This is a genomic window from Acidaminococcus sp. HCP3S3_G9_1, assembly GCF_052122455.1.
Taxonomy (GTDB): Bacteria; Bacillota; Negativicutes; order Acidaminococcales; family Acidaminococcaceae; genus Acidaminococcus.
The window spans coordinates 1-26,952 of sequence record NZ_JBQKCH010000012.1 but is presented as its reverse complement, the minus strand read 5'-3'; the positions used below and the strand labels follow the sequence as shown (position 1 = coordinate 26,952).

Annotated in this window: 24 protein-coding genes; 22 read left to right on the top strand and 2 right to left on the bottom strand. The window is 57.8% G+C overall.

Going from position 1 to position 26,952, the window contains the following annotated elements; all coding sequences use genetic code 11:
- Positions 1 to 6: 6 nt before the first annotated feature.
- The 6 genes from ACTQY1_RS08280 to ACTQY1_RS08255 all read left to right on the top strand — a co-directional run bounded on the left by ACTQY1_RS08280 (position 7) and on the right by ACTQY1_RS08255 (position 5,157).
- Positions 7 to 1,317, top strand: a complete 1,311-nt coding sequence (locus tag ACTQY1_RS08280) for a Na+/H+ antiporter NhaC family protein (protein WP_441374043.1) — start codon at positions 7 to 9, stop codon at positions 1,315 to 1,317.
- 453 nt (positions 1,318 to 1,770) lie between these two features.
- Positions 1,771 to 2,097: a thioredoxin family protein gene (locus ACTQY1_RS08275; RefSeq protein ID WP_279128172.1), complete on the top strand. Its 327-nt coding sequence runs from the start codon at positions 1,771 to 1,773 to the stop codon at positions 2,095 to 2,097.
- Positions 2,094 to 3,011: a thioredoxin-disulfide reductase gene (gene trxB / locus ACTQY1_RS08270; RefSeq protein ID WP_279128170.1), complete on the top strand. Its 918-nt coding sequence runs from the start codon at positions 2,094 to 2,096 to the stop codon at positions 3,009 to 3,011. Before ACTQY1_RS08275 ends, trxB begins: the two co-directional genes overlap by 4 nt.
- Before the next feature lie 57 nt (positions 3,012 to 3,068).
- Positions 3,069 to 3,599 carry an RrF2 family transcriptional regulator gene (locus tag ACTQY1_RS08265; RefSeq protein WP_441374042.1) on the top strand — a complete coding sequence of 177 codons (531 nt, stop codon included), beginning with the start codon at positions 3,069 to 3,071 and terminating at the stop codon, positions 3,597 to 3,599.
- A gap of 66 nt (positions 3,600 to 3,665) precedes the next feature.
- Complete coding sequence (locus tag ACTQY1_RS08260) at positions 3,666 to 4,388, top strand: SIMPL domain-containing protein (protein WP_441374041.1); 723 nt, start codon at positions 3,666 to 3,668, stop codon at positions 4,386 to 4,388.
- Positions 4,389 to 4,392: 4 nt separating this feature from the next.
- Positions 4,393 to 5,157: a 5'-methylthioadenosine/S-adenosylhomocysteine nucleosidase gene (locus ACTQY1_RS08255; protein WP_441374040.1), complete on the top strand. Its 765-nt coding sequence runs from the start codon at positions 4,393 to 4,395 to the stop codon at positions 5,155 to 5,157.
- Positions 5,158 to 5,508: 351 nt separating this feature from the next.
- Here the strand turns inward: ACTQY1_RS08255 and ACTQY1_RS08250 are convergent, their stop codons facing one another.
- Complete coding sequence (locus ACTQY1_RS08250) at positions 5,509 to 6,384, bottom strand: phosphoribosylaminoimidazolesuccinocarboxamide synthase (RefSeq protein WP_441374039.1); 876 nt, start codon at positions 6,382 to 6,384, stop codon at positions 5,509 to 5,511.
- Between the two features lie 631 nt (positions 6,385 to 7,015).
- Between ACTQY1_RS08250 and ACTQY1_RS08245 the strand changes: the two genes are divergently transcribed.
- From ACTQY1_RS08245 to ACTQY1_RS08190, 12 genes are all read left to right on the top strand, one after another.
- Positions 7,016 to 7,285: an ACT domain-containing protein gene (locus ACTQY1_RS08245; protein WP_022487212.1), complete on the top strand. Its 270-nt coding sequence runs from the start codon at positions 7,016 to 7,018 to the stop codon at positions 7,283 to 7,285.
- A 12-nt stretch (positions 7,286 to 7,297) separates the two neighbouring features.
- Entirely contained in the window at positions 7,298 to 8,659 is a 1,362-nt protein-coding gene (locus ACTQY1_RS08240; protein ID WP_022487213.1) for a PFL family protein, read from the top strand.
- A complete protein-coding gene (gene nth, locus ACTQY1_RS08235; RefSeq protein WP_022487214.1) occupies positions 8,659 to 9,288 on the top strand; it encodes an endonuclease III in 630 nt (209 codons plus the stop codon). Before ACTQY1_RS08240 ends, nth begins: the two co-directional genes overlap by 1 nt.
- A 57-nt stretch (positions 9,289 to 9,345) precedes the next feature.
- Positions 9,346 to 10,872 (top strand): hypothetical protein, encoded by a 1,527-nt coding sequence (locus tag ACTQY1_RS08230; protein ID WP_022487215.1) that lies wholly within the window; start codon positions 9,346 to 9,348, stop codon positions 10,870 to 10,872.
- A gap of 9 nt (positions 10,873 to 10,881) precedes the next feature.
- Positions 10,882 to 11,283, top strand: coding sequence for a zinc ribbon domain-containing protein (locus ACTQY1_RS08225; protein ID WP_022487216.1), 402 nt, complete (start codon positions 10,882 to 10,884; stop codon positions 11,281 to 11,283).
- Between the two features lie 195 nt (positions 11,284 to 11,478).
- Positions 11,479 to 12,660 carry an acetyl-CoA C-acetyltransferase gene (locus ACTQY1_RS08220; RefSeq protein ID WP_022487217.1) on the top strand — a complete coding sequence of 394 codons (1,182 nt, stop codon included), beginning with the start codon at positions 11,479 to 11,481 and terminating at the stop codon, positions 12,658 to 12,660.
- A 78-nt stretch (positions 12,661 to 12,738) separates the two neighbouring features.
- Entirely contained in the window at positions 12,739 to 13,890 is a 1,152-nt protein-coding gene (locus tag ACTQY1_RS08215; RefSeq protein WP_022487218.1) for an acyl-CoA dehydrogenase, read from the top strand.
- Between the two features lie 134 nt (positions 13,891 to 14,024).
- The gene (locus tag ACTQY1_RS08210) at positions 14,025 to 14,882 is read left to right on the top strand and encodes a 3-hydroxybutyryl-CoA dehydrogenase (RefSeq protein ID WP_022487219.1); all 858 of its coding nucleotides are present in this window, start codon (positions 14,025 to 14,027) and stop codon (positions 14,880 to 14,882) included.
- A gap of 21 nt (positions 14,883 to 14,903) precedes the next feature.
- Complete coding sequence (locus tag ACTQY1_RS08205; RefSeq protein ID WP_022487220.1) at positions 14,904 to 15,692, top strand: enoyl-CoA hydratase-related protein; 789 nt, start codon at positions 14,904 to 14,906, stop codon at positions 15,690 to 15,692.
- Positions 15,693 to 15,792: 100 nt separating this feature from the next.
- Positions 15,793 to 16,902: a glycoside hydrolase family 3 protein gene (locus ACTQY1_RS08200; RefSeq protein WP_154487376.1), complete on the top strand. Its 1,110-nt coding sequence runs from the start codon at positions 15,793 to 15,795 to the stop codon at positions 16,900 to 16,902.
- Positions 16,903 to 16,959: 57 nt separating this feature from the next.
- A complete protein-coding gene (locus ACTQY1_RS08195) occupies positions 16,960 to 18,333 on the top strand; it encodes an aminopeptidase (protein WP_441374038.1) in 1,374 nt (457 codons plus the stop codon).
- Between the two features lie 561 nt (positions 18,334 to 18,894).
- Entirely contained in the window at positions 18,895 to 19,350 is a 456-nt protein-coding gene (locus ACTQY1_RS08190) for a cupin domain-containing protein (RefSeq protein ID WP_154487454.1), read from the top strand.
- Between the two features lie 413 nt (positions 19,351 to 19,763).
- Here the strand turns inward: ACTQY1_RS08190 and ACTQY1_RS08185 are convergent, their stop codons facing one another.
- Positions 19,764 to 21,107, bottom strand: coding sequence for an MATE family efflux transporter (locus tag ACTQY1_RS08185; protein ID WP_441374037.1), 1,344 nt, complete (start codon positions 21,105 to 21,107; stop codon positions 19,764 to 19,766).
- A 150-nt stretch (positions 21,108 to 21,257) separates the two neighbouring features.
- Between ACTQY1_RS08185 and ACTQY1_RS08180 the strand changes: the two genes are divergently transcribed.
- From ACTQY1_RS08180 to gltS, 4 genes are read left to right on the top strand one after another with little or no spacing between them, the layout of a single operon-like run.
- Positions 21,258 to 21,908 (top strand): helix-hairpin-helix domain-containing protein, encoded by a 651-nt coding sequence (locus ACTQY1_RS08180; protein ID WP_441374036.1) that lies wholly within the window; start codon positions 21,258 to 21,260, stop codon positions 21,906 to 21,908.
- A complete protein-coding gene (locus ACTQY1_RS08175) occupies positions 21,850 to 24,246 on the top strand; it encodes a DNA internalization-related competence protein ComEC/Rec2 (RefSeq protein ID WP_441374035.1) in 2,397 nt (798 codons plus the stop codon). Before ACTQY1_RS08180 ends, ACTQY1_RS08175 begins: the two co-directional genes overlap by 59 nt.
- 12 nt (positions 24,247 to 24,258) lie before the next feature.
- Complete coding sequence (holA, locus tag ACTQY1_RS08170; RefSeq protein ID WP_022487229.1) at positions 24,259 to 25,329, top strand: DNA polymerase III subunit delta; 1,071 nt, start codon at positions 24,259 to 24,261, stop codon at positions 25,327 to 25,329.
- A gap of 16 nt (positions 25,330 to 25,345) precedes the next feature.
- Positions 25,346 to 26,545, top strand: a complete 1,200-nt coding sequence (gltS, locus tag ACTQY1_RS08165; RefSeq protein ID WP_154487368.1) for a sodium/glutamate symporter — start codon at positions 25,346 to 25,348, stop codon at positions 26,543 to 26,545.
- Positions 26,546 to 26,952: the final 407 nt, after the last annotated feature.

The following is a 26,952-nucleotide window of genomic DNA, read 5'->3' as shown; positions in this document are numbered from 1 at the left end:
AAAAATATGGATCAAAACGAAAACAGCCGCAATCTGGGGGGCGTGGCCTTCCTGCCCCTCATTGTCTTCCTGGCTTTGTACATCGGCTGCGGGCTGGTCTTTACCCTGCTGGGGATTCCCAAGCCCTTCAGCTTTTTGCCCCGGCACGTGGCCCTTCTGGCCGGGACCCTGGTGGCCTTTATGCTGTGGAAAAAGGGCCCCATCGATGAAAAACTGAAAGTCTTCTGCACCGGCATGGGAGATTCCGGGGTGATGATGATCGTACTGATCTATCTCCTGGCCGGGGGGTTCCAGGGGGCAGCGGCCGCCATCGGGGGGAAGACTTCCGTGGTGAATTTCTGTCTCCAGTTCGTGCCGCCGTCCTTCCTGATCCCCGGGGTGTTCCTGATGTGCTGTTTCATTTCCACTGCTATCGGCACCAGCATGGGCACCATTGCCGCCATGGCTCCGGTGGCCATCGGGGTGGCCCAGGGGGCGGGACTCAACGCGGCCGCCGTGTGCGCTGCGGTGATCTGCGGCTCTTATTTCGGGGACAACCTGTCCATGATCTCTGACACCACCATTGCGGCGGCGGAAGGGTGCGGATCCAAAATGAAGGACAAGTTCCGGATGAACTTTGCCATTGCCCTGCCGGCAGCCCTGGTGAGCCTGGTGCTGTTCTATATGGTCAGCGGCCAGGTCCAGGGAGGCATCCAGGTGGGGGATTACAACCTGCTCCAGGTGCTGCCCTATGTGGTGGTGCTGGTATTGGCCCTGATGGGGATCAACGTGGCCCTGGTACTCTTCGGGGGGATCCTCCTTACCGGGTGCATCGGGCTCCTCCAGGGCACCGTGGACATCTTCGGCTGGGCCAAAGGGCTGGGAGATGGCATGGCGGATATGTTCTCCATCAGCATGGTGGCCATCCTGGTGTCCGGGATCATCGGCCTGGTCCGGTACTACGGGGGCGTGGAATGGCTGGTGGGGAAGATTACCGGCTGGATCCACGGCCGGAAAGGGGCGGAATACGGCATCGGGCTTTTGAGCGGGCTCCTGTCCGCTGCCATGGTGAACAACACCATTGCCATTATCGTCACCTGTCCCATTGCCAAGGTGATCGGGAAAAAGTATGACATCGCGCCCAAACGGCTGGCCAGCCTGGTGGATATTTTCGCCTGCAGCTTTCTGTGCGTCATGCCCCACGACGGAGGCATGCTCATCGTCACCCAGCTGGCAGGCACTTCGCCTCTGGACGTGATGAAGTACTGCTACTACGTGTACGCCCTGCTGATCGCCGCCTGCGTGACCATCCAGCTGGGGACCCATGAGGAGAAATAAAAGGATGCCGAGGGCTGCAGCCTGTCAGCGGTCAGCGGACGAAGGAAGGAACCCGGGAACGGGTTCCTGGAAGGGAAACGCAGCCTAACGCTGCTAACCCACCACCAGCCTGGCGGCTGGTCCCCCGCCCTTGAAAAGGGCGGATATACGCTCGGGCTGACGCCCATTGCTTTTTCAGTACAAGTGCATAATCCCGAGTACTCATTATCCGCCCTTTACAAGGGCGGGGGACCGTTGCGCTTGCGCAATGGTGGTGGGTTAGCCGCCGGAGGCGGCGTTTCCATTCACAGGAACCTGCAGTTGCAGATTCCTTCCTTCGTCCGATGACTGTTGACTTCCGACCAGGGGGATGTTGCACGTTATGTGCAACATCCCCCTCTTGACTTTCTTAACTGTATTTGCTAAAATTACAGTATCACAGATCCCAACGGGTCCTTCAAGGAGGTTATTTTTATGGATTTCTTACATATTACCAAAGACAATTTTGACAAAGAGGTGCTCCACAGCAGCAAACCCATGGTGGTGGGCTTTTCCGCTCCCTGGTGCGGCTACTGCAAACGGCTGAAACCGGCCCTGGGCCAGCTGGCGGCGGAAATTGCTGACAAGGTTTCCTTTGGAGGCGTCAACATCGACGAAGAACGGGAACTGGCGGAACAGTACAAGATCGAAACCATCCCCAGCCTGATGCTGGTGAAGGACGGCCAGTGCAGTGAACTGCTGGTGAACCCACCTTCCAAGGCGGCGGTGAAGACCTGGCTCCAGGAGAAAGGGGTATTATGAGCAAAGTCTATGACATCCTGATCATCGGCGGGGGCCCTGCAGGCTATACGGCGGCTCTTTACGGGGCCCGGAGCGGCTTTTCCACCGCCGTGCTGGAAAAACTCTCTCCCGGAGGCCAGATGGCCACCACCAGCGATGTGGAAAACTATCCCGGATTCCCGGGAGTGGTGGACGGCTTCGAACTGGGAGAACGGATGCAGGAAGGGGCGGAAAAGGCCGGTGCGGAAACGGTGTATGCGGAAGTGACCAAGCTGGACCTTTCCGCCAACCCCAAAGTGGCGGAAACTTCCGAAGGCACTTTCCTGGGCCGGACGGTGATCCTGGCTACCGGGGCCCATCCCCGGAAACTGGGGATCCCCCAGGAGGACGGCCTGGTGAACCGGGGGGTGGCCTACTGCGCCACCTGTGACGGCAGCTTCTACAAGGACAAGGTGGTGGCGGTGAACGGCGGGGGCAATACGGCCGTAGGGGACGCCCTGTACCTGGCCAAACTGGCCAGCAAGGTGTACCTGATCCACCGCCGGGATACCCTCCGGGCCACTCCCGTCTATCTCCAGCGGCTGAAGGATGCTGGGGTGGAGATCATCTGGAACAGTGTGGTTGCCGGGCTCCAGGCGGACAAGAAGCTTACCGGGCTGGAACTGAAGAACGTGAAGACCGGAGAAACCTCCGTACTGCCGGTGGACGGGCTCTTTGTGGCCATCGGCCAGCTGCCGGAAAACGACCTGGTGAAGGGCCAGGTGGAAACGGACAGAAACGGCTACATTGTGGCGGGGGAAGACACCAAAACCTCCGTCCCCGGGGTGTTCGCCGTAGGGGATGTGCGGACCAAGGCTGTGCGCCAGATCATCACCGCAGCAGCGGATGGGGCCGTGGCCGTTCATTTCGCCGAGGAATATCTCAACGAAAAATAAAGGAATACAAGAGGAGGGAAGCAGGCTGGCACAGTCCGGCCTGCTTTGCGAGCAATTATGAAAAGTGATTTTATTGTGGCCGTCCATGCGCTGGTCTACCTGTCCCACCGGGGGTGCCTGGCGTCCAGCGAGGAACTGGCCGAAAACATCTGCACCAATCCGGCCCGGGTCCGGAAGATCATGGGCAAACTGAAGAAAATGGGGATCATCACCACCCGGGAAGGCCATGTAGGGGGCTACTGCCCCTGCGAAGGACTGGAAAAGTTCTCCCTGTATGAAATCGCCCAGGGCATGGGCACGGTGTTCGTGGATACCAAATGGCGCAGCGGCAACGAGGAGAACAACTGCTTCATCTCCAGCGGCATGTCTTCCGTGTTCGATTCCCTGTACCGGGAACTGGACCGGCTGTGCATGGATCATCTGAAGGGGATCACCCTGGGGGATGTAACGGAAGAAATCGTGGAAACCCAGCGCCACAGCCAGAAGGAATGCCACGGGGCCATCAGCGGGGACTGCCCGGCCTGGCAGAAGGCTCTGGAGGAGGAGTCCGCCGGAGAAAAACAAAAACAACAGGAAACTTGTGACTGACCGGTCATTTTTCTGCAAAAGTGTGGTATAATATCGATGTTCACAATTTTCTTATGAGGTGATCCTATGAAAAAAATCGGAGCATTCCTGGCAGCAGCTGTCCTGGCTTTCAGTCTCCATGCAGCACCGGCCTTTGCGGACCAGCCTCTGGACACCATCCAGATCACTGGCACCGCCAGCAAAACCGTGGATCCGGACATGGCCACGGTGAACTTCGCCTTTGAAAAACAGGGCGCCACCCTGGAAGAAGTCCGGCAGGCAGGGGCAGAAGCCAGCCGGAAATTCATCAACAGCATGCTGGCCCAGGGGGTGGCCCGGGACGATATTGCCACCATCAGCTACAATGTGTCTCCTCGGTATGAATATCCGAAAAACGGCGGCCAGAAACTGGCCGGCTACCAGGTGTACGGGGCCTGGGAAGTGAAGGAAAAGAACCTGGACCAGCTGGGTACCCTGATCGACAAGGGGCTGGAAAGCGCCAACCGGCTGAACGGAGTCCGGTTCGGCCTCCAACATGAGGACCTGATCAAACGGCAGCTGTTCGGCCAGGCCGTGGAAAACGCCCGGTATACCGCCCAGGCTGTGGCCAATGCCGGGGGCAGAGGTCTCGGCGTGCTCCGGCAGGCCAGCATTCCCTCCAGTTCCGTAGTGGCAGCCCAGCCGGTGCTCCTGGCCCGGATGAACAAAATGGAAATGGCGGACAGTGCCGCCGCTTCCACCCAGCTGGCGCCCAAAGCCCTGACGGTGACCGTGCAGGTGGACACCCTGTTCGCCCTGACCCTGGAGTAACAGGATGGCAGGGAGCAACAAAAAACCGGCTTTTCTCCAACAGGAAAAGCCGGTTTTATTGCAGGGGGCCATGGAGCTGGAAGTGGCAGTGCTCCGGGAGGCCCTGGAAAACGTCCAGGAAGTCCGTCAGGGGGATTTCCTTTTTTGGACCGGGAAACTGGGGAAGCAGCAGGCAGTGGTGAGCCGGACCGGGATCGGCACCGCCGCCGCAGCTGCCGCCACGGCCCTTGGCTGCACCCTGTTCCAGCCTGCCCTGGTGCTGAACCAGGGGACTGCCGGGGGATATCCGGTGGACCTGGAGCCTTTTGACTTGGTGGTGGGGGAACGGTGGTTCAACGGGAACGCCCTGTTCCAGTCCCGGTACGGGAAGGATTCTTACCTGGACCTGGCGGCCCTGGAAGGGGAAAGCAAGGAAAGTGAGTTCACCGGGGACCGGCCCTTTTTCCATCCCTGTGACCGGGAGGCAGTCCGGTGGCTGGACAGATGGGGGACGGCCTACACCCGGGGCCGGGTGGTGCTGGGGACCATTGCTTCTGCAGACCGGTGGAACGACTGCCCGGACACCATCCGGGACCTGGAGGCGAACACCGGGGCCCTGTGCGAAGAGATGGAAACTGCCGGAGCTGGGGATATCGCCGGAAGGATGGGAATTCCCTTTGCCGCCCTGCGGGTGATCTCCAACAACAACCGCACCAGGCGCCCCTTCGACCCGGAAACCGCCCGGGCGGTGCAGGAGTGGGTGGTAAGGGTAGTGAAGAGTGCAGAGTGAAGAGGGAAGAGCAGGGGCCGAAGGAAAAAATTTGCAGGCAAATTTTTTGAATGGAAACGCAGCCTTCGGCTGCTAACCCACCACCATTGCGCAGGCGCAACGGTCCCCCGCCCTTGTAAAGGGCGGATAATAAATACTCGGGATTATGCCTTTGAACTGAAAAAGCAATGGGTGTCAACCCGAGCGTATATCCGCCCTTTTCAAGGGCGGGGGACCAGCCATCAGGCTGGTGGTAGGTTAGCAGCGCCAGCTGCGTTTCCATTCAGCAGCATCTGCCTTTAGCAGATGGTTTCCTTCGGCCATTGACCGCTGACAAAAAAAGACGCTGCTTCTGCAGCGCCTTTTTTCCAATTACTCTCCGAACTTCTTTCCGGTGAGCATTTCGTAGGCTTCTTTGTATTTGGCGATGGTCCTGTCGATTACATCCTGGGGCAGCAGGTAGTCGCTGTTGGGATGGGCCTTCAGCCAGTCACGGACGAACTGTTTGTCGTAGGAAGGCTGGCTCTTGCCGGCTTCGTAGCCTGCCAGGGGCCAGAACCGGGAGCTGTCGGGAGTGAGCATTTCGTCACCCAGGACCACTTCGCCTTTTTCGTTCAGGCCGAATTCGAATTTGGTGTCGGCGATGATGATGCCTCTTTCATGGGCATAGTCGGCGCATTTCTTGTACAGGGCGATGGTGGCGTCCTTGATGGCCTTGGTGTATTCGGCGCCTTTCCCCGGGAAGATCTTTTCCAGGTAGGTGACGCACTGTTCTTCGGTGATGTTTTCGTCATGGTCGCCCAGTTCTGCTTTGGTGCTGGGGGTGAAGAGAGGTTCAGGGAGCTTCTGGCATTCCTTCAGCCCTTCGGGCATTTTGATGCCGCAGACGGTGCCGTTTTCCTTGTAGGATTCCCAGCCGCTGCCGGTGATGTAGCCCCGGACGATGCATTCCACAGGGATCATGTTCAGTTTCCGGCATTTCATGCTCTTGCCGGCAAATTCCGGTGTCCGGAAGAATTCAGGCATATCCGCCGGGTCCACACTGATCATGTGGTTGGGGATGATGTCTTTGGTATAGTCGAACCAGAATTTGGACATCTGGGTCAGGACGGCCCCTTTGTCGGTAATGGTGTTTTTCAGAATGTGGTCGAACGCGGAGATCCGGTCAGAAGCCACCATGATCAGGCTGTCGCCCAGATCGTAGATTTCACGAACTTTCCCAGATTTAACGGGTTTGTATTCCTGCATGATCCATCCTCCTTGAATATAGACAGTAAAATCCTGTATCCCTATCATATCACAGCCAGGGGATTTCGTCGAATAATTTTCTCATTATGGGTGGGAATGTTTGTTTCATATGGTACGGAATGGGGAGGTGGGTAAGTGGAATGGAATGGAGAAACGCAGCTGGCGCTGCTAACCCACCACCAGCCTGACGGCTGGTCCCCCGCCCTTGAAAAGGGCGGATATATGCTCGGGCCAGCGGCCCATTGCTTAGGGCACCAGGGCAGTAAGTCTGCATACCCTTAAACGAAGGATTGCGCGTACCTCAAAACGAGGGACTTTATGTCCCGAGGTTTTTATCCGCCCTTTACAAGGGCGGGGGACCGTTGCGCCTGCGCAATGGTGGTGGGTTAGCAGCGAGGGCTGCGTTTCTGTTCAAGACCATTTGCCTCCGGCAAATGGTCTCCTTTGCCGTGGGACGGAAGCCGACCGTCCCCCCTCTTCCCCTCTTTACTCCACCCTCCGCGGAAAATCGTGAAATCCTTGTGGATTCCTTCAGTAACATTGAAGCCGGTGAAAATTTATCGTATAATAAATTGTAAACTCCAGCTGATCAAGCAATTCCGGAGTCTCTAAGAGAGGAAGGTTGTTATTTATGCGTATTGTTATGACTATCGTCGGTGTGGACAAAGTGGGGATCATCGCCAAGGCAAGCACCCTGCTGGCTGACAACAATGTGAACATCCTGAACATCAACCAGAACATTGATGACGGATTCTTCAATATGGTTCTGATCGGTGACCTGGACAACGCGCAGGTTTCTGTGGAAGACCTGAAGGAAAAGGCCACCGCCCTGGGCAAAGAACTGGGTCTGGAAATCCGGGTCCAGAGCGAACAGATCTTTACGGCCATGCACCGGATCTAAGGAGGCCCATCCATGTTCTACGAAATCAAAGACGTACTGGAAACCACCCGGATGATCACCCAGAACAACCTGGACGTGCGGACCATCACCATGGGGATCAGCCTCCGGGACTGCGCGGATCCGGATGTGAAGGTCTGCGCCCAAAAGATCTATGACAAGATCACCACCAAGGCTAAAGACTTGGTGAAGGTGGGGGAACAGCTGGAAGGGGAACTGGGGGTGCCCATTATCCACAAGCGGATCTCCGTCACTCCCATTTCCCTGGTGGGGGAAGCCTGCCAAACCGACAGCTACGTGCCTCTGGCCAAGGCCCTGGATGACGCGGCCAAAGCCGTAGGGGTCAACTTCATCGGCGGCTTCAGCGCCCTGGTGGAAAAAGGCTATACCCACGGGGACCGGACTCTGATCAAATCCATCCCGGAAGCCCTGTCCACCACGGACATCGTGTGCTCTTCCGTGGCCATCGGCTCTACCAAGGCCGGCATCAACATGGACGCGGTCCGGGAAATGGGTCAGGTGGTGAAGGAAACTGCCCGTCTCACCGCGGACCAGGATGCCCTGGGCTGCGCCAAACTGGTGATCTTCTGCAACCCGGTCCAGGACAACCCCTTTATGGCCGGGGCCTTCCACGGGGTCACCGAACCGGAAACCGTCATTAACGTAGGGGTATCCGGCCCCGGGGTAGTGAAGCACGCCCTGGAAGCGGTCCGGGGAGAAGACATCGGGGTGGTGGCGGAAACCATCAAGAAGACTGCCTTCAAGATCACTCGGGTGGGCCAGCTGGTGGCCCAGGAAGCGGCCAAACGGCTGAACACCCAGTTCGGGATCATCGACCTGTCCCTGGCCCCCACCCCGGCGGTAGGGGATTCCGTAGCCCACATCCTGGAAGAGATCGGCCTGGAATCCTGCGGCTGCCCGGGCACTACGGCGGCCCTGGCCATGCTCAACGACGCGGTGAAAAAAGGCGGCCTGATGGCCTCCAGCTACGTGGGCGGCCTCAGCGGCGCCTTCATCCCTGTGTCTGAAGATGCGGGCATGATCGCGGCAGTGGAAAAAGGGTCTCTCACCATCGAAAAACTGGAAGCCATGACCTGCGTGTGCTCCGTGGGCCTGGATATGATCGCCGTCCCCGGTGACACCACCGCGGAAACCATCTCCGCCGTCATTGCCGACGAAGCAGCTGTGGGCATGATCAACAACAAGACCACCGCCGTCCGGCTGATCCCTGTGCCCGGCAAGAAGGTAGGGGACAAGGTGGAATTCGGCGGTCTCCTGGGCTATGCTCCCATCATTGCCGTGAATTCCTTCAAGCCTGATGTGTTTATCCATCGGGGCGGCCGGATCCCGGCACCGGTACGGAGCCTGACCAACTGATGAGAAAGAAAGAACGGGTCCGGGCCATCCTCCAGAAACTGGAGGAGACCTACCGGGGCCAGGGCACGGCCCTCCATTACCGGACCCCCTTTGAACTGCTGGTGGCGGTGGTACTCTCCGCCCAGTGCACCGATGAACGGGTGAACAAGGTCACCGCCCGGCTGTTCCCGGAACTGGACACCCCGGAAAAACTGGGGGCCCTGACCCAGGAACAGCTGGAAGACAGGATCCGGGACTGCGGCCTGTTCCGGTCCAAGGCCCGGAATATCCTGGGTCTGTGCCGGAAGCTGGTGGAAGACTTCCATTCGGAAGTGCCCCAGGATATGAAAAGTCTCCTGAGCCTGCCGGGTGTGGGCCGGAAGACCGCCGACGTGATGCTCAGCGTGGCTTTCGGCCAGCCGGCCATCGCCGTGGATACCCATGTGTTCCGGGTGGCCCACCGGCTGGGACTGTCAGAGGGCAAGGAACCCCTGGCAGTGGAACAGGACCTGATGGAACTGATCCCCCGGGCCCAATGGGGGGAAGCCCACCACTGGTTCATCTGGCACGGCCGGAAGGTGTGCAAAGCCCGGAAGCCCCAGTGCACCCAGTGCCCTGTAGTGGACCTGTGTCCTTCCCGTGTCCTCTGACCGGGGGAACGCGGACGGAAAAGCGACGGAAATCTTGATGGAGTAAGGTGAGAAGCAATGGCAAATGTCTACGACGCAATAGCAGCCTTTTACAACAACGACCCTGGCTGGGACCAGGTGCTGGCCCGGACCGATGCGGAAGCCTATTTCCGCCATCTGGCCTGGCAGGGCAGCACCGATGCCGCCATGCAGCATCAGTGGAACCAGCTGCTGATGCTGTGCATCTACGCAGAGAACGGAGAAATCAATCTGTATGAAATGACAGAAGATGACATTGTGGATCTGGTGGCCTGGTGCGGCCGGAACGTGGTGGATTTCCAGGTGTCCTGTGAATCCGTCCGGGACTTTCTGGATACCCTGGGGTCCTTCTACCTGTTCCTGAAACAGGAGGGACGGATCGCCAGCGCCCTGGCCCCCCGTCTGGCGGCCCAGCTGCTGCTCCGGGACGACGGCACCCTGGGGATCATCGACCAGTACGGGGACTACCTGCCGGGAGAAGAGGACCGGGAGGCCAGAAGCGCCCCGCCTCCGGAAGGCCAGGTGTTCCTGAACGCCTGGGAAGCGGTCCGGGGGATCATGGAAGAGCTCCGCCGGTTCTACCAGAAGGAGGAATTCGACGGGGATTTCCAGCGGGCCCTGACCCTGTATGAACAGGCCCTGGGCATGCTGGACCTGGAAAACGACCCGGGCGAGGACTTCTGGCAGGGGTTCTGGGATTATTTCCTGATGGATTACCACCTGACAGGCAACGACCTGACTCCCCTGGAAATGTTCCGCCAGTGGGGAGACACGGACCATCCCCAGATGGTCAACGAACTGAGCACCGGCTTTTTGGCCCTGTTCACCGTGGAGGACATGATGGACAACAGCCGGTTCCTGTGCCGGGATTTCCTTACCGGGGATATGTACAACCTGAATTTCCATCTCACCGGGGATGATCCGGTGGGGGACCGGGTGATCCTGGGCCATGTGTTCTACAACCGGAGCATGGGCATGAATTGCCTCCAGAGCCGCACCCTGCGTCCCCTGGCCCGGAAACGGCTCCGGGAACTCCTGGAGGAATGTCTCCGGTGGTACGATGTCCAGTGCCCGGGGGCGGACTGGCCCCAGTTCATGGCCCGCCACGGACTGGTGTGCCGGAGCCTGCTGCTGAAAATGGCCCGGAACCCGGCAGCCTGCCGGTTCCCCTATGAAACCAGGCAGCAGGGCTATATCCCCGGCCCTCTGGCGGAAGACATGGACATGGTGGAGTGCCTGGCCCAGGAGATCCTCCTGGTGGGAGACCGGGGCCAGAACGACGTAAGGCTGGTCCGGCACATGTGGGAGGATTTCCGGGAAGGGTATCCTGCCCTGTACCAGTACGAGCCCCAGGTGTGGGCGGCGGCCCTGGTGGAGAATTTCCTGGAGATCAACGAGAAGCGGGCGGCCCGGAAACTGCCTTTCCTGGCGGAAATCGGGGGAGTGCCCCACCGGGATCTGACCCGTGCCTATACGGAAATCCGGGACCGGCTGCAGCTGGAGCCTTCGGATCCCCGGTATCTCAACGAGATGGGGTTCCTGATGATGTTTTCAAGATATGCGTAGGAGTAGACCATGATCTGTAAACACTGCGGATTGGAATATCCTGATGACCTGGAAGCCTGTCCAGGCTGCGGCACCCCCAACGAGGATGTGGAAGCCCAGGTGATGAGTGCGGAAGAACGGGATGCCTTCGACGGGATGACCATTGAAACGGGCACCGAAGAAGAACCCCGGGGGGACTGGAAGGTGTACGACCAGGAGGATATCCGGCGGCAGCAGGAAAAAGCCGCCAAAAAGGAAAAATGGCGGTCCCTCTGGGAACTGGTGAAGCTGAACGGCCGGCTGGTACTGGCGGCAGCGGCGGTGATCCTGGCCGTGGTGCTGCTTCTGCCCACCCTGGTGGGCTTCCTGCTGGTGGGGCTGGGGGCTTTGCTGGTATGGACATTTTTTCGAAATTTTTTCATCCGATGGTAAAAAGCCAATTTTCAGAAAACCGGGGGCTTCCCTTTGCGCTATAATTAGTGTATAATCAAGTCCATAAGTAAACCCTGAATGCATTTTTCCTGATCCAACCAGTCCGGCAGGGTCCTGGAACCCTTACCTCATGGTCCTGCCGGGCTGATTGACACTGTTTGCTTCAATTTCAAAACTAGAAGGGATGGTTTGAAAATGCGTGAAGTTGTCATTGTAAGTGCTGTAAGAACGGCTATCGGTAAGTTCGGCGGAAGCCTGACCCCGCTGTCCGCTCCTCAGATGGGCGCCATTGTCATCAAGGAAGCCCTGCAGAGAGCCGGCGTGAAACCGGAAATGGTGGATGAAGTGATTATGGGGAACGTGCTCCAGGCCGGCCTGGGCCAGAACCCTGCCCGTCAGGCCGCCATCTTCGCCGGCATGCCGGTGGAAGTCCCTGCCTTCACCGTGAACAAAGTCTGCGGTTCCGGTCTGAAATGCGTGGAACTGGGTGCCCAGTCCATCCTGGCCGGGGACAACGACATTGTAGTGGCCGGCGGTATGGAAAGCATGTCCAACGCTCCCTTTACTATTCCCGGGAAATCCCGCTGGGGCCTGAAAATGGGCGACCAGAAAATGATCGACGTGATGATCCGGGACGGCCTGTGGGATGCGTTCAACGACTACCACATGGGCATCACCTCTGAAAACGTGGCTGAAAAATTCGGCGTTACCCGGGAAGACCAGGATGAAGTGGCCGCCCGCAGCCAGGCAAGAGCCATCGAAGCCATCAAGAGCGGCGCTTTCAAGGAAGAAATCGTCCCTGTGACCATTAAAACCAAAAAAGGCGAAAAAGTCTTCGATACCGATGAATTCCCCAGAGAAGGAACCACCATGGAAGTCCTGGCCAAACTGCGCCCGGCCTTCAAGAAGGGCGGCACTGTTACCGCCGGCAACGCTTCCGGCCTGAACGACGGGGCTGCCGCTCTGGTACTGATGACCGCTGACAAAGCCAAGGAACTGGGTCTGAAGCCCATGGCCAAGATCGTTTCCTACGCTTCTGCCGGTGTGGATCCTGCCATCATGGGCATCGGGCCCATTCCTGCCAGCCGGAAGGCCCTGGCCAAAGCCGGTCTGGAAGTGAAAGACATGGATCTGGTGGAAGCCAACGAAGCTTTCGCAGCCCAGACGGTGGAAGTAGGCCGTGAACTCCAGCTGGATTGGGACAAGACCAACGTAAACGGCGGCGCCATCGCCCTGGGTCACCCCATCGGTGCATCCGGTGCCCGTATCCTGGTCACCCTGCTGTATGCCCTGAAACACAGAAACAAGAAACTGGGCCTGGCCACCCTGTGCATCGGCGGCGGCATGGGCACTGCCACGGTTGTGGAAATGCTCTAAGAAGTTCAGGGAGCGCTGCTTCCTGAGCAGGGTTCCCTTTCATCATCTATCATTCAAAAGGAAAGAGGTACAAATACTATGGATTTCAACCTGACTGAAGACCAACAGATGATTAAGGACATGGCTGCGGAATTTGCTCAAAAATTCCTGGCTCCTACCGTTGAAGAAAGAGACAAGAACCATATCTGGGATCGGAAGCTTATCGACAAGATGGGCGAAGCCGGTTTCTGCGGCATCTGCTTCCCGGAAGAATACGGCGGCATGGGCCTGGACGTACTGAGCTACATCCTGGCTGTGGAAGAACTGTCCAAGGTGGATGACGGCACCGGCATCACCCTGAGTGCCAACGTTTCCCTGTGCGCTACCCCGATCTACATGTTCGGTACCGAAGAACAGAAACAAAAATACCTGGCTCCCATTGCAGAAGGCACCCATGTAGGGGCTTTCGGCCTGACCGAACCTTCCGCCGGGACCGATGCTTCCGCTCAGCAGACCACGGCTGTGCTGAAAGGCGACAAATACATCCTGAACGGCTCCAAGATCTTCATCACCAACGGCAAAGAAGCTGATACCTATGTGGTATTCGCCATGACCGACAAGAGCCAGGGTGTACACGGCATTTCCGCCTTCATCCTGGAAAAGGGCATGCCCGGCTTCCGCTTCGGCAAGATCGAAGACAAAATGGGCGGCCACACCTCCATCACTGCAGAACTGATCTTTGAAGACTGCGAAGTCCCCAAAGAAAACCTGCTGGGCAAAGAAGGGGAAGGCTTCAAGATCGCCATGGAAACCCTGGACGGCGGCCGTATCGGCGTAGCTGCTCAGGCCCTGGGTATTGCTGAAGGCGCCCTGGCTGCTGCCGTGAAATATTCCAAGGAACGGGAACAGTTCGGTCGGCCCATTTCCAAATTCCAGGCTCTCCAGTTCATGATGGCTGACATGGCCACCAAGATCGAAGCTGCCCGGTATCTGGTATACCATGCCGCCATGCTGAAGAACGAAGGCAAACCTTATTCCGAAGCTGCCGCCATGGCCAAGTGCTTCGCCTCCGACGTGGCCATGGAAGTGACCACCGACGCTGTACAGATCTTCGGCGGCTACGGCTACACCGTGGACTACCCTGCAGAACGGTACATGCGGAACGCCAAGATTACCCAGATCTACGAAGGCACCAACCAGGTTATGCGGATCGTAACCTCCCGTGCCCTGCTGAAAGACAAGAAAAAATAATCCCTTCTGAAAAGAAGGACCATGAGGAGGGCTGGTTTTTTGCCAGCCCTTCCTTTGCACAGAAGGAATTTCCGAGAAGTCCTTCTGTGGATGCAGGATTTCTCACTATACCAACGTAAAGGAGATTTTTTGTTATGGAACTGCAGAAAGTTATGGTTATCGGCGCTGGCCAGATGGGCAGCGGCATTGCACAGGTCATGGCTGCACATGGTGTGGAAGTGACCCTCCGGGACATCAAACAGGAATTCGTTGACCGGGGCATTGCCAAGATCGAAAAGAGCCTGGACCACAGCGTGGCCAAAGGCCGGATCACCGAAGATGACAAAAAAGCCACCATGGCCCGGATCCACGGGGTTGTGGATCTGACTCCCGAAGCCTGCGATGTGCATCTGGCCATCGAAGCCGCTACGGAAAACATCAAGATCAAACAAAGCATCTTCAAGGAACTGGACGAAAAGATGCCCAAAGACGCCATCATCGCCAGCAACACCTCTTCCGTTTCCATTACCATGCTGGCTGCCGGCACTTCCCGTCCGGACAAATTCATCGGCATGCACTTCTTCAACCCGGCTCCTGTGATGAAGCTGGTGGAAGTGACCAAGGGCCTGGGCACCTCTGAAGAAACCTTCCAGAAGGTGTACGAACTGGCCAAAGCCCTGGACAAGACCCCTGTAAAGGTCAACGATGCTCCCGGGTTCGTGGGCAACCGGATCATGATCCCCATGATCAACGAAGCCATCTTCACCCTCAGCGAAGGGGTTGCCAGCGCTGAAGATATCGATGCTGTGGCCAAACTGGGCTTCAACCATCCCATGGGGCCTCTGGCTCTGTCCGACCTGATCGGCAACGATACGGTCCTGGCCATTATGGAAGTGCTGTACAAGGGCTTTGGGGATCCCAAATACCGTCCGGCTCCTCTCCTGAGAAAGATGGTGGAAGCCGGCTATCTGGGCCGGAAGACCGGCAAGGGCTTCTACGACTACAACAAATAAGCTGAATGGTGGTGTCAAACCATGTATGACTACAAAAATCTGCTGGTGGAAATTGCGGACGACGGGGTGACCACGGTTACCGTGAACCGTCCCAAATACCTGAACGCCCTGGATACCCCCACCCTGGTGGAAATGAAGGACTGCTTCGGGAAACTGGCCACGGATCCGGCGGTGAAGGCTGTCATCATCCGGGGCGCCGGAGAAAAGGCCTTTGTGGCCGGGGCTGACCTGAAGGCCATGAGCACCATGACTGCCGTGGAAGGGAGAGATTTCTCCAACCTGGGCCATGATGTGTTCGATGCCATTGAAAAACTGCCGGTGGTGGCTGTGGCCGCCGTCAACGGCTATGCCCTGGGCGGGGGCTGCGAACTGGCCCTGGCCTGCGATTTCCGTTTCGCTTCCACTACCGCCAAGTTCGGCCAGCCGGAAGTGAACTACGGGATCATCCCCGGGTTCGGGGGTTCCCAGCGCCTGGCCCGGCTCATCGGCAAAGGCTATGCCAAGGAAATGATCTACACCGGGGCTATGGTGGATGCGGAAGAAGCCCATCGGATCGGCCTGGTGAACCGGGTGGTGGAACCGGATCAGTTGATCCCCACCTGCGAAGAAGTGTGCCGGAAGATCATGAAAAAGGCTCCCATTGCCATTGCCAGTGCCAAGGATGCCATCAACCGGGGCCTTTCCATGGACCTGGATTCCGGTCTCAGCTACGAAGCCCAGGTCTTCGGGACCTGCTTCGCCACCTTGGACCAGAAGGAAGGCATGAAGGCGTTCCTGGAAAAACGGAAACCGGTGTTTATGAACAAATAAGGCTGCTGCGCAGCCTGTCAACGGTCAGCTGTCCACAGTCAGCGGCCGAAGGAAAGAACCCGCCTTTGCAGACGGGTTCTTTTTGTTGTGAGGGAAGAAAATGAAAAAACTCTGGTTTTGTATACTCTGTATTTTCCTGGTGGCTTTTGGGGGGATGATGCGGCGGCCCCGTCTTCCTGAAGGGCCGGGGAGCGGCCAACTGGCGAAGCCGGACCCCATCACCGAAAAAATCGCCGCCATGACTCCGGAAGAAAAGGCCGGGCAATTGATGCTGGTGGGTCTGGAGGGCCGGACCCCTTCGGAAGCCTTCCAGCAGGAAATGAAGGACCATCCCTACGGTGGGGTGATCCTGTTTGACCGGAACATGGAAAATCCGGCCCAGGTAAAGGCCCTGACCGGCCGGCTCCAGGACCTGTCCGGGGATATACCCCTGTTCATCGGCCTGGACGAAGAGGGGGGACAGGTGGCCCGGATGAAGGATACCCTGCCGGCACCTCCTTCCCAGGCTGCCATCGGGGCCACCGGGAACCCGGATATGGCACAGAAATGGGCAGCGGAAACCGGCCGTCAGCTGAAGCAGCTGGGGATCAACCTGAACCTGGCCCCGGTGGCGGACGTGGGCAGCGGGGCCGGCCGCAGCTACAGCAAGCATCCTGCCACCGCCGCCAAATTTGTGGAAAGGGCCCTGGCCGGATACCAACAGGTCCATCTCATGGCCTGTGTGAAGCACTTCCCCGGATTGGGGAAAGGACAGGAAGACACCCACAAAGGCCGGGTCACCGTCTCCGCCAGCCGGGAAACCCTGGAGCGGGAAGACCTGCTGCCTTTCCGGGAGGCCCTGGAAAAGTTCCCGGAACCCCGGTTCGCCATGATGGTGACCCATGTGGACTATCCGGCCCTGGATCCGGACTGGCCCGCCTCCCTGTCCCAGAAGGTCATGGGGGATCTGCTCCGGAACCGGCTCCATTTCGACGGGATCATTATGACCGATGATTTGACCATGGGGGCCATAGCAGGGTCCTGGCCCCTGGAAGAAGCGGCGGTGCGTGCCCTGGGGGCCGGGGCGGACCAGGTGATGGTGTGCCACGACCCGGAATCCATCCGGAAGGTCCATAAGGCCATTGCTGCGGCCATCCGGGAAGGAAAGCTGCCAAAGGACCAGGTGGACCGGTCTTTGTACCGGATCCTGAAAACAAAGGAAAGCCTGTAACCGGGGAAAATATGGTATACTGGGCACAGTACAGTGAATGAATGGAGGTTTTTCAATATGAAGGAACCCTACAGCAGAAAAGAATCCGCCTGGGCGCGGATGGATGAAAAAGAACGGAAAGAGACTCTGGCCTACGGGGAACGGTACAAAGCCTTCCTGGACAAGGCCCGGTCCGAACGGCTGGCTGTAAAGGAGATCCTGGCACAGGCGGAAGCCGCCGGGTTCAAGCCCCTGTATGAAGCGGAAACCCTGAAACCCGGGGACAAGGTGTACTGGAACCAGAAGGGCAAGGCCTGCATCCTGGCGGTGATCGGGAAGGAACCGGTCCATGAGGGGCTGAAGATCGTAGGCTCCCACATCGATTCTCCCCGGCTGGACCTGAAAGGGAACCCGGTCCACGAACAGGATGGGGTGGTGTACTTCCGGACCCATTACTACGGGGGCATCAAAAAGTATCAGTGGCCCTGTATCCCTCTGGCCCTGGTGGGGGTGATCCACACCAAAGAAGGGAAGAAAATCGAAGTGAACATCGGCATGGACGAAAAGGATCCGGTGTTCTACATTACGGACCTTTTGATCCACATGGCCCAGGACCAGATGAAGAAGACCCTGGCGGAAGGGGTCACCGGGGAACAGCTCCAGGCGGTGATCGGCACTCATACGGACAAGGATAAAAAAGTGAAGGACGCCCTGATGGACCTGTTGAAGGAAACCTACGGGGTGGAGGAAGAGGACTTCACCACAGCGGAACTGGAACTGGTGCCCGCCCTGAAAAGCCGGGATGTGGGCTTTGACCGGTCCCTCATCGCCGGGTACGGCCAGGACGACCGGGTGTGCTCCTACGCCAACCTGGAAGCCATCCTGGACGCCCGGGCCGGGGAAAAGACCCAGGCGGCCCTGTTTGCGGACAAGGAAGAAATCGGGTCCTACGGGAACACCGGCATGCAGTCCTCCTATTTCGCCAAGTTTGTCATGAAGCTGCTGGCCCTGCAGAACCGGGGCACCCTGCTGGACTTCTACGAAACCATGGAAAACAGCGAAATGCTCTCCGGGGACGTGAACAGTTGCCTGGATCCCATGTTCCCGGAAGTGACGGAAAAGGACAACTCGGCCCTGTTGGGCTACGGGGTGGCCCTTACCAAATACACAGGGGCCCGGGGCAAGGGCGGCAGCAACGACGCCAACAGCGAGTTCATCCAGAAAATCCGGACCATTTTCAACGACGCCGAGGTGGCCTGGCAGATTGGGGAACTGGGGAAAGTGGACCAGGGCGGGGGCGGCACCATCGCCTACATGCTGGCGGACTGGGGCTGCGAAGTGGTGGACTGCGGCACCGCCATGCTCAGCATGCATTCCCCCTACGACCTGCTGAGCAAAGCCGATGCCTACGAAACCTACCGAGCGTACAAGGCGTTTTTTGAGAGCAAGTGAGGTGCGGCTGCTCTGGCAGCAGCACCGTCAGCGGTCAGCAGACGAAGGAAAGGACCTGGATTTTTGTCCAGGTCCTTTTTGCATGGAGAAAACCGGCGGCCGGGATGGGCGTGCCTGGGGCCCGCCCCTACGGCGTCAGGGTCGGAGGGTGGGGGAACAACGGTTTTCATCGAAGGGTCACCTGGCTGGGATCCCCGGATCGCCGTGATGATCCCCTGACCCCAAACGCTGTAGGGGCTTGCCGCAGGCGAGCCCGTCCCGGCCGCCCAGAGGGCAAAAACGTTCAAAGCCGGATGCCGGGCATCCGGCTTCCGCCGGCCGCTGACCACGGATTCCCCGACAACCCTGTTTTCCGGATTTTCCGTGATGATCCCCTGACCCCAACGCTGTAGGGGCTTGCCGCAGGCGAGCCCGTCCCGGCCGCTGCCCCTTTACCGTTAACCGTTGCCGCTGACCGAACAAAGTGCTACAATAAATATGCAATTATTTTGAATTTTATGAGGAGGGGTTTTCATGAAACTGAAAAAACTGGCTTTGCTGCTGACTCTGGGTGCCACCCTTATGGGCGGTACGGTGTTTGCCGCCGGATCCCCGGATTCTCCTTTCAAACCCGATGAACAGGTGTACCACAAAGGCGATCTGTTCACCTTTGACAAACAGGATGTAGCCAAAGGGAAGGGCACTGCCTACGGGAAATTCGCCTTTGCCCGGGACAAGGCCGCCCCGGATTCTGCCATCAAGGAAATCTGCTACCTGACCCTGAAAAAAGGTTCCTCCATCGGCTGCCACAAACACGGTTTCAATGAAGACGCCTATATCATCGTATCCGGCGAAGGGATCTTCACCGACGGCACCGGCAAGGAAACGGTGGTGAAGGCAGGGGATGTGACCATCGCCCGTCCCGGTCAGTCCCACGGCCTGCGGAACGAAAAGAAAGAACCCCTGGTGTTCCTGGACGTAATCGCCCAGAACGACACCTATTTAAAGAACCATCCCGAAGCCGCACCGAAGAAATAAAGACCTGCCGGAGGCAGGCTGGTCGCGGGCCAAGGGTCAATGGCCAAAGGAAAGGACCTGGATTTTTGTCCAGGTCCTTTTTGAATGGAGAAAACCGGCGGCCGGGATGGGCGTGCCTGCGGCGCGCCCCTACGGCGTCAGGGTCGGAGGATGGGGGAACAACGGTTTTCATCGAAGGGTCGCCTGGCTGGGATCGGAGTGGATAACAACGGTCCCGGAAACGGATTCCCCGACAATCCCGTTTCCCGGATTTTCCGTGGTGATCCGCTGACCCCAACGGCGTAGGGGCTTGCCGCAGGCACGCCCGTCCCGGCCGCCCAGAGGGCAAAAACGTTCAAAGCCGGATGCCAGGCATCCGGCTTCCACCGGCCGCTGACCGTTGACAAAAAAGCCACCCTCAGGGGCGGCTTTTTTCACACCTTCACCTTCCCTTCCCACTTTCCCGTCCGGTACTCGTAATAGGAAATGGCCCAGTTGGCGGCCCAGCCTGCCGGTTCTGCCATCCATACCATCTGGATGCCGAACAGGGGGGCCAGGGTTACGGAAATCACCACCCGAAGGGCCAGGTTGGTCAGGTTGGCCAGGGTGAACAGCTTCATGTCCCCGGCTCCCCGGAGCACTCCGTCCACTGCCATTTTGAACCCGATGAGGCTGATGAAGAACCCAACGAACTGCAAAAAGGAGGTGCCGGTGGCCAGGGCGGTGGGGGAGGCTTTGTCCCCCAGGAAGAACCGGATAATGGGTTCGTTCCACCCTTCCAGCACCACCAGGATCACCAGGGCATAGAGGACCACCAGCTTGTTGGCGCTGTGGTACCCTTCGATCACCCGTTCTTTCCGTCCTGCTCCCAGGTTCTGGCCGGTGTAGGGACTCATGGCGTTGCCGATGGCGCTCATGGGCACGGTGCAGCAGTACTGGATCCGCATGGCCGCGGAGAATCCCGCCAGGGCCGCCGCCCCGAAACTGTTCACCACGCTCTGGACCAGCATCATGCCGATGGATACGATGGACTGCTGGAGGATGGAGGGGAGGGCAATGGAGCCCATTTTCCGGAACAGGTCCAGGCTGAAATACCGGGGGGCCTGTCCCAGGGGCCGGATCAGCCGGAGGAACACGCCATAGGACAGCACCGCCGAGATCCCCTGGGAAATCAGGGTGGCCCAGGCAGCCCCCGCCACCCCCCAGCCCAGGTTCCGGACCATGTAGATGTCCAGGCCCACGTTGAGCAGGGAGGAAAAGATCAGGAACACCAGGGGGTACCGGGATTTCCCCAGGGCGTTGAAGGTGGCGGAGATGATATTGTACATAAAGAGGAAGGGCAGCCCCAGAAAATAGATCTGCAGGTACACATCCGCCATGGCAAGGGATTCTGCCGGGGTCTTCAGCCAGGCCATGATCTGCCGGCTGGAAACATACCCGAAAGCCCCCAGCACGGTGCTGAGCACCAGAAAGGCCACAAATGCCGTATAAATGGATTCTTTCATCCGGTCATAGGCATGGGCTCCGAAAAACCGGCTCACCAGCACTGAGGCTCCCAGGCCCCCGCCGATGGCGATGCTGATGAACACGGTGGTCAGGGCATAGGATGCCCCCACTGCCGCCAGGGCCTGTTCGCCCACATACCGCCCCACAATGGCGGAATCCACGGTGTTGTACAGCTGTTGGAAGAAGTTCCCCAGAATCATGGGGAGGGAAAAAACAAAAAAGGCCTTCATGGGCCGGTCCGTAACCAGATAATCCCGTTCCAAAATTGTCACCTCGATTGTTTATGGTACCAGTGTAACGAAGATGGGGGAGGAATGCAAGACGAGAAATGTCCATTCACCACCCGATTTTTCCACTCAGGAAGGAATTTTCCTTTTCGCGGAGAAGGGTCCCTACAGAATCTTTTTGAGGAGGAGAAGCAAATGATGGATCCATGGGAGAAAAAGAAATGGGCGGTGGTGGTGCTGGTGGCCCTTTGTGTGGGCGGCAGCTTTTGGGCCACCCGGGAAACGGTTCCGGAAGCAGCGGAAATACCGTCTGAAAGGCCAAGCGTTACAGTTCCTGCTGATAAACCAAAAACCATTACCATCTACATCAGCGGGGCGGTTAGGGAACCGGGACTGTATCAGGTAAAACCTGGCATCCGGTATCAGGAAGCGTTGGCTGAGGCAGGCGGAGCTACGGAAGAAGCTGACCTGACGAGAGTAAATCTGGCCAAAAAGTGCAAAGATGGAAGTCATGTGAACGTCCCGCTCCTGAAAAAAAGTGCCAGGAAACCGGTACAGACCAGAACCGTTGACCCAACTGGGGGTGAAACCCCAGGTACAGGGACTGTCAATCCTGCAGCAGAAGCCGATTCAGGGCTTCCGCCACCGGCTGCTGCAGGCAGAGTGAACTTGAACCAGGCAGGTGTGGAAGAACTGACCGGACTGCCGGGGATAGGGCCGGCGCTGGCCAGAAGGATTGTGGAATATCGGCGGCAGCAGCCTTTCCGCAGCCCGGAAGATCTTCAGAATGTTTCCGGCATTGGGCCATCCAAATTCCAGCGGCTGCGGGCCCTGGTGGAGGTGTAAGATGGATCCGGTACTGGCAGGCAGCATGGCCTACGCTGCCGGAGTCCGGGTAGGTCTGGACAAATGGCTTCCCGTTTTGGTGTGGGTTACAGGACTGGCCTTTTTGGGAGTTTTCATTGTATTTATCCGCAAAAAAGAACTCCCTAGGGAAGTCTGGATAGGGGTGTGCATGGGCTGTATGTTCTGCGCAGGAGCGTGGCGAAGTGGTATGGAAGAGACCGCAGCAGCCCGGATGACATCTGCCCTGTCCAAGAGAGATACATTTACAGGCAGAATCGTCCCAGGGACAGTCAAAAAAAGCCGACAGGGAAGCATGACTTTTTTAATGGAAGAAAAACGGGGCCGTATCCGGGTCTTTGTCCGAAAGGCTGGTTCCTTCCAACCAGAGTATGGGGTTGTCCAGGCAACAGGTCCTCTCCAACCGATTGATGGATTCTATAATCCGGGAGTTCAGATGCCGGAAGTAGGGGCAGCCATACGGGGAGAAGGGGGCAGACTCCAGGTGAACGGAAGGGACTGCCGGATCCTGTCCCAGAATCTGACATGGACGGACCGGATCTACAAATTGGGCAAAGCCTTGAGGCAGCAGCTGCGCCATTCCATGGCTCCGGAAGACAGTGCCCTGCTGGAAGGAATGATGCTGGGAGGCAGCCAGCAGATTTCGTCTGAGACACTCCGGATGTTCCAACGCTGTGGGCTGAGCCATCTGCTGTCCGTATCCGGCAGTCACGTGGCATTGCTGATGGGGATTCTTGCAGGAGGCGCCCGTTTGTTCCATATTCCCCGGAAGGCCGCCATTCCCTTGATTATGGTGCTGCTATTGGGCTATGGAGTACTTTGCGGGCTGCGGGCATCGGTGTGTCGGGCGGTGCTTCTGGGAATGGGAGTCCTCTTGGGCAGAGCAGGCCGCCGTCGGGCCAGAGGCACGGCCTTCCTGGGACTGGCTGCCATCCTGCTTCTTACCTGGAAGCCCTGGTGGTGCCGGGATCCAGGATTCCAGCTGTCTTTTACGGCAGCCCTTGGCTTAATGACTCTTCGCAGGTCTGTTGCTGAAAAATTGGGTGTTTTTCTGCCCTGCCCCTTGGCACAGGGACTGGCTGTACCCATCAGTGCTCAATTGCTGAGTCTGCCATTTCTGGTGGAACATTTCCATTCGTTGTCTCCGGTTTCTCTGTGGGCCAATTTACTTCTGGTCCCCTTGCTGTCTCTGTGTCTTACAGGAAGTGCTGTTGGCGCGGTCTTGGGATGTATGGGACTGATTGTTCCCGCAAGGCCTATCCTGGCCGGCGTTTCTCAGTTGCTGGGAACGGCTCTTTGGATGGGGAACAGCCTGGCCAGACTGCCGGGTACCCAGCTGGTTACGGGTCAAGTATCCTGGTGGCTGTGGCCACTGTATATTTTGCTGGTTCTGTCTGTATTGGAAATAGGGTGGTTCCAGCCATTCCGGTCCCGTCTGAGAACAGGAACCATAGCCGCTGCTTCTTTGGGACTGGTGACTGTACTGGCTCTGCCCAGGTTCCAATCCCAGCCATTTACGGTATATTTTCTGGATGTAGGGCAGGGGGACTGTGCTGTGGCTGTTACGCCGGAACGGGAAATCATCGTGGTGGATACAGGGGGATTGCCTGGACAGTATGATACGGGAGAACGGATCCTGGTTCCTTTTCTCCGGTGGTTGGGAGCTGATAAAGTGGATCTTCTGATTCTTAGTCACGGGCATCTGGATCATGCCGGGGGAGCAGCAGGCCTTTCTCACTGGTTCCCCATCTCCGCATTGGCCCTCCCTGCCCCCGATCTGACAGGAACTGATGGATTTCCCACCAAAACAGTAGCAAAACTGATATCTTTGGAACAATTTAGACAAAACAGAAAAATTGTATACAAAATGCAAACAAACCAGAAAATATGCAAAAAAAAGAGTATAATACAAATTGTAGAAGCACCCACAGAATATAAGGAAGGAGGGGAGAATGAGAACTCTGGGATTGTCCGGCTGGTTTCCGGTCCTTACAGTGTCCTTTTTACCGGCGATGCTGCCGGGGAAGAGGAGCTGAGGGCGGCGGCCCGGGCTGTCCGCAGTGATGTGCTGAAGGTCTCTCACCATGGTTCCCGGTCTTCTTCCTGTCCGGAGTTCCTGGCCGGGGTTTCGCCCCGGCTGGGGGTGATCTCGGCGGGCCGGGGGAACCGGTTCGGCCACCCGCACCGGGAGGTGCTGGAGCGGCTGGACGGGCTTGGCATCCCGGTGGCCCGGACGGACACGGGAGGCGCCATCAAGGTGGTTTTTGACGGCAGGGGTCCTGTATGGTATAGTTATCGCTGGCAACAAGATTTTTTCTAGGAGTGGATCGATGTGAATACAACGGCTGATGTATTTCTGGAAAGTCTGCGGAAAAATCCAGCGTGTCCCCATGTTGTCATCGCCTGGGGAGAGGAGGAGTTCTTTAAGAAAGCCGTGGGCCAGGCGTTCCGCCAGCGGGCTTTTGCCCCGGATGCGGAACCGGCGGTCTGGAATTTCCAAAAGGACTTTGAACTGGAAGCACTGCGGGAAGCCATTAACAGCGTCCCTTTTTTCGGGGGCGGCAACTGGGTGGTCATTGAGGACCCCCGGATGCTGGGCGAAAAGGAAAAGAAGGAACGGAAGCCGGCAGGGAAGGGCAGGAAGAAAACGGCCACGCCTTTGGAGCAGTTCACGGAACTGCTGAAGGATGTGCCGGAGTATTCTTACGTCTATTGCCTGTGCACCAAGCTGGACAAAAGGCAGTCTTTTTACAAGACCATGAGCCGGGAGGCGGCGGTGGTGGAATGTGCCCCTGTCCGTGCCTACCAGCTCCAGCCCTGGCTGCGGAGCCAGGCGGAGGCCTATGGAGCCCGGTTCGCTCCGGATGCCATGAATCTGATCCAGGAATACGTATCGGCGGCGGAAACGGTGCCCCTGCTGTTTTTGCAGCAGGAAATCGCCAAGATCGCCCTGTACGCAGGGGACCGGAAGATCTGGCAGAAGGAGGATGTGGCCCGGATGTTCTCGCAATTGCCGGAAATCTCCGGCTTTGCTCTGGGGAATGCGGTGGAAGAAAGGAAGCTGGATAAGGTGCTGACTCTCTTGAAAGAGGAACGGACCACCAGCGGCAGCGAAGGGATCACGGGGATCGTATCCCGGCTCTTTGCTTCTTTGCGGCGGCTTCTCCAGGTGAAGGAACTGATGGCAAAAGGTGCTCGACAGGACGCGATTGCATCCACTCTGAAGATACACCCTTATGCGGTGAAGCTGGCCATGCAGCACAGCAATTATTTTACGAATGAATCCTTACAGACTTGCATGGTCGGACTGGCACAGCTGATGGGGGAGTCCCGGCAGGGGGGACGCAGCTGGTCGCGGCTTGAGGAAGTGTTGGTTACCCTTGTAGGAAAAAACAGAACTTAAAGGAGGAACGTAATAAATGTTTGCCTTGAATTCTTACCAAACTTTGGCTGTAGGTATCTTACTTTATTATTTGGGTAAATTTCTCAAACAGAAAATCAAATTTCTCCAAACCTATTGTATCCCCAACCCGGTTATCGGCGGTGTGCTGTTCGCTCTGATCAACCTGGCTCTGTTCGAAGCGGGCACCGGTGCCATCAAACTGGATACGGTGCAGCAGAGCTTCTTCATGAACATGTTCTTCACCAGCGTAGGGTTCAGCGCCAGCTATGCCCTGCTGAAAAAAGGCGGCCGTGATGTACTGATCCTGACCATCATCTGCGCCGTACTGATCACCTTCCAGGATATCATCGGGGTATCCCTGGCCAAGGCTACCGGCCTGCATCCCCTGCTGGGCCTGTGCGCCGGCTCCATTCCTCTGGTAGGCGGCCATGGTACTTCCGGGGCTTTCGGTCCCATGCTGGAAGGGATTGGCGTTGACCGTGCCACCACCGTGGCCATCGCCATGGCTACTTTCGGTCTGATCTCCGGGTCCCTGATGGGCGGCCCTGTGGCTCACCGTCTGCTGGAAAAATTCCATCTGCACAGCACCAAGGAAGACCAGGAAGGGGCCAATGAAAAGGCCCAGAGCATGGAAGAAAATGCCACCCTGGCCATGACTCCGGAAAACTTCATGCTGGCTACCGGCGAAATCCTGGTTGCCATGGGTATCGGGACCATCGTCAGCAAGTTCTTCACCAGCGTTGGCCTGACGTTCCCTGGATACATCGGATCCATGATCGTGGCTGCCATCATCCGGAACATCTCCGATAACTGCAAGGGGCTGCCTGTTCCCATGCAGGAAATCGGCACCGTTGGGGATGTGGGTCTGAACATCTTCCTGTCCCTGGCCATGATGAGCCTGCGGATCTGGGAACTGTTCGACATCGCCGGCCCTCTGGCCATCATCGCTGCTGTACAGGTTGTGTTCATGGCTCTGTACACCACCTTCGTGGTATTCAACGCCATGGGCAAGGACTACGATGCGGCTGTTGAAGTTTCCGCCGTGTGCGGCTTTGGTATGGGCGCAACCCCCAACGCCATGGCCAACATGAGCGCCATCACCGCCAACTATGGTCCGGCTCCCCGGGCATTCTTCGCGGTACCGCTGGTAGGGGCCATGTTCGTGGACTTCTGCAACTCCGGTATCCTGATGGTGTTCATCAATATGTTTAAATAAGATACGGAAAAAAAGGGACTGTTGCATGTGCAACAGTCCCTTTTTTAGTCGGAAGTCGGAAGCTTCAGGATAGGACCTGGCCGGATGAGCCAGGTCCTTTTGATTGTATAAAACCGGAGGCCAGGGAAGGGCGTGCCTGCGGCGCGCCCCTACGGCGTCAGGGTCGGAGGGTGGGATGGACAACGAGGTCTTCCGTCAGATCGGCGAACGTGGGCCGGCCATACGGGCGGCCCGCCTGCATCGGTCCTTCGGGGATCTGGTCCTGTCGACCGGATAGAATCCCCTGACCCCAACGGCGTAGACCAACTATATAAAGTCAAGCCAATTTTAAAATAAATTTCAGTTGCTATGGATCTTTGCAAAAGGGTGCACTTACCCAAGCCCCCTTTTGTGGGCTTAAAAAAATC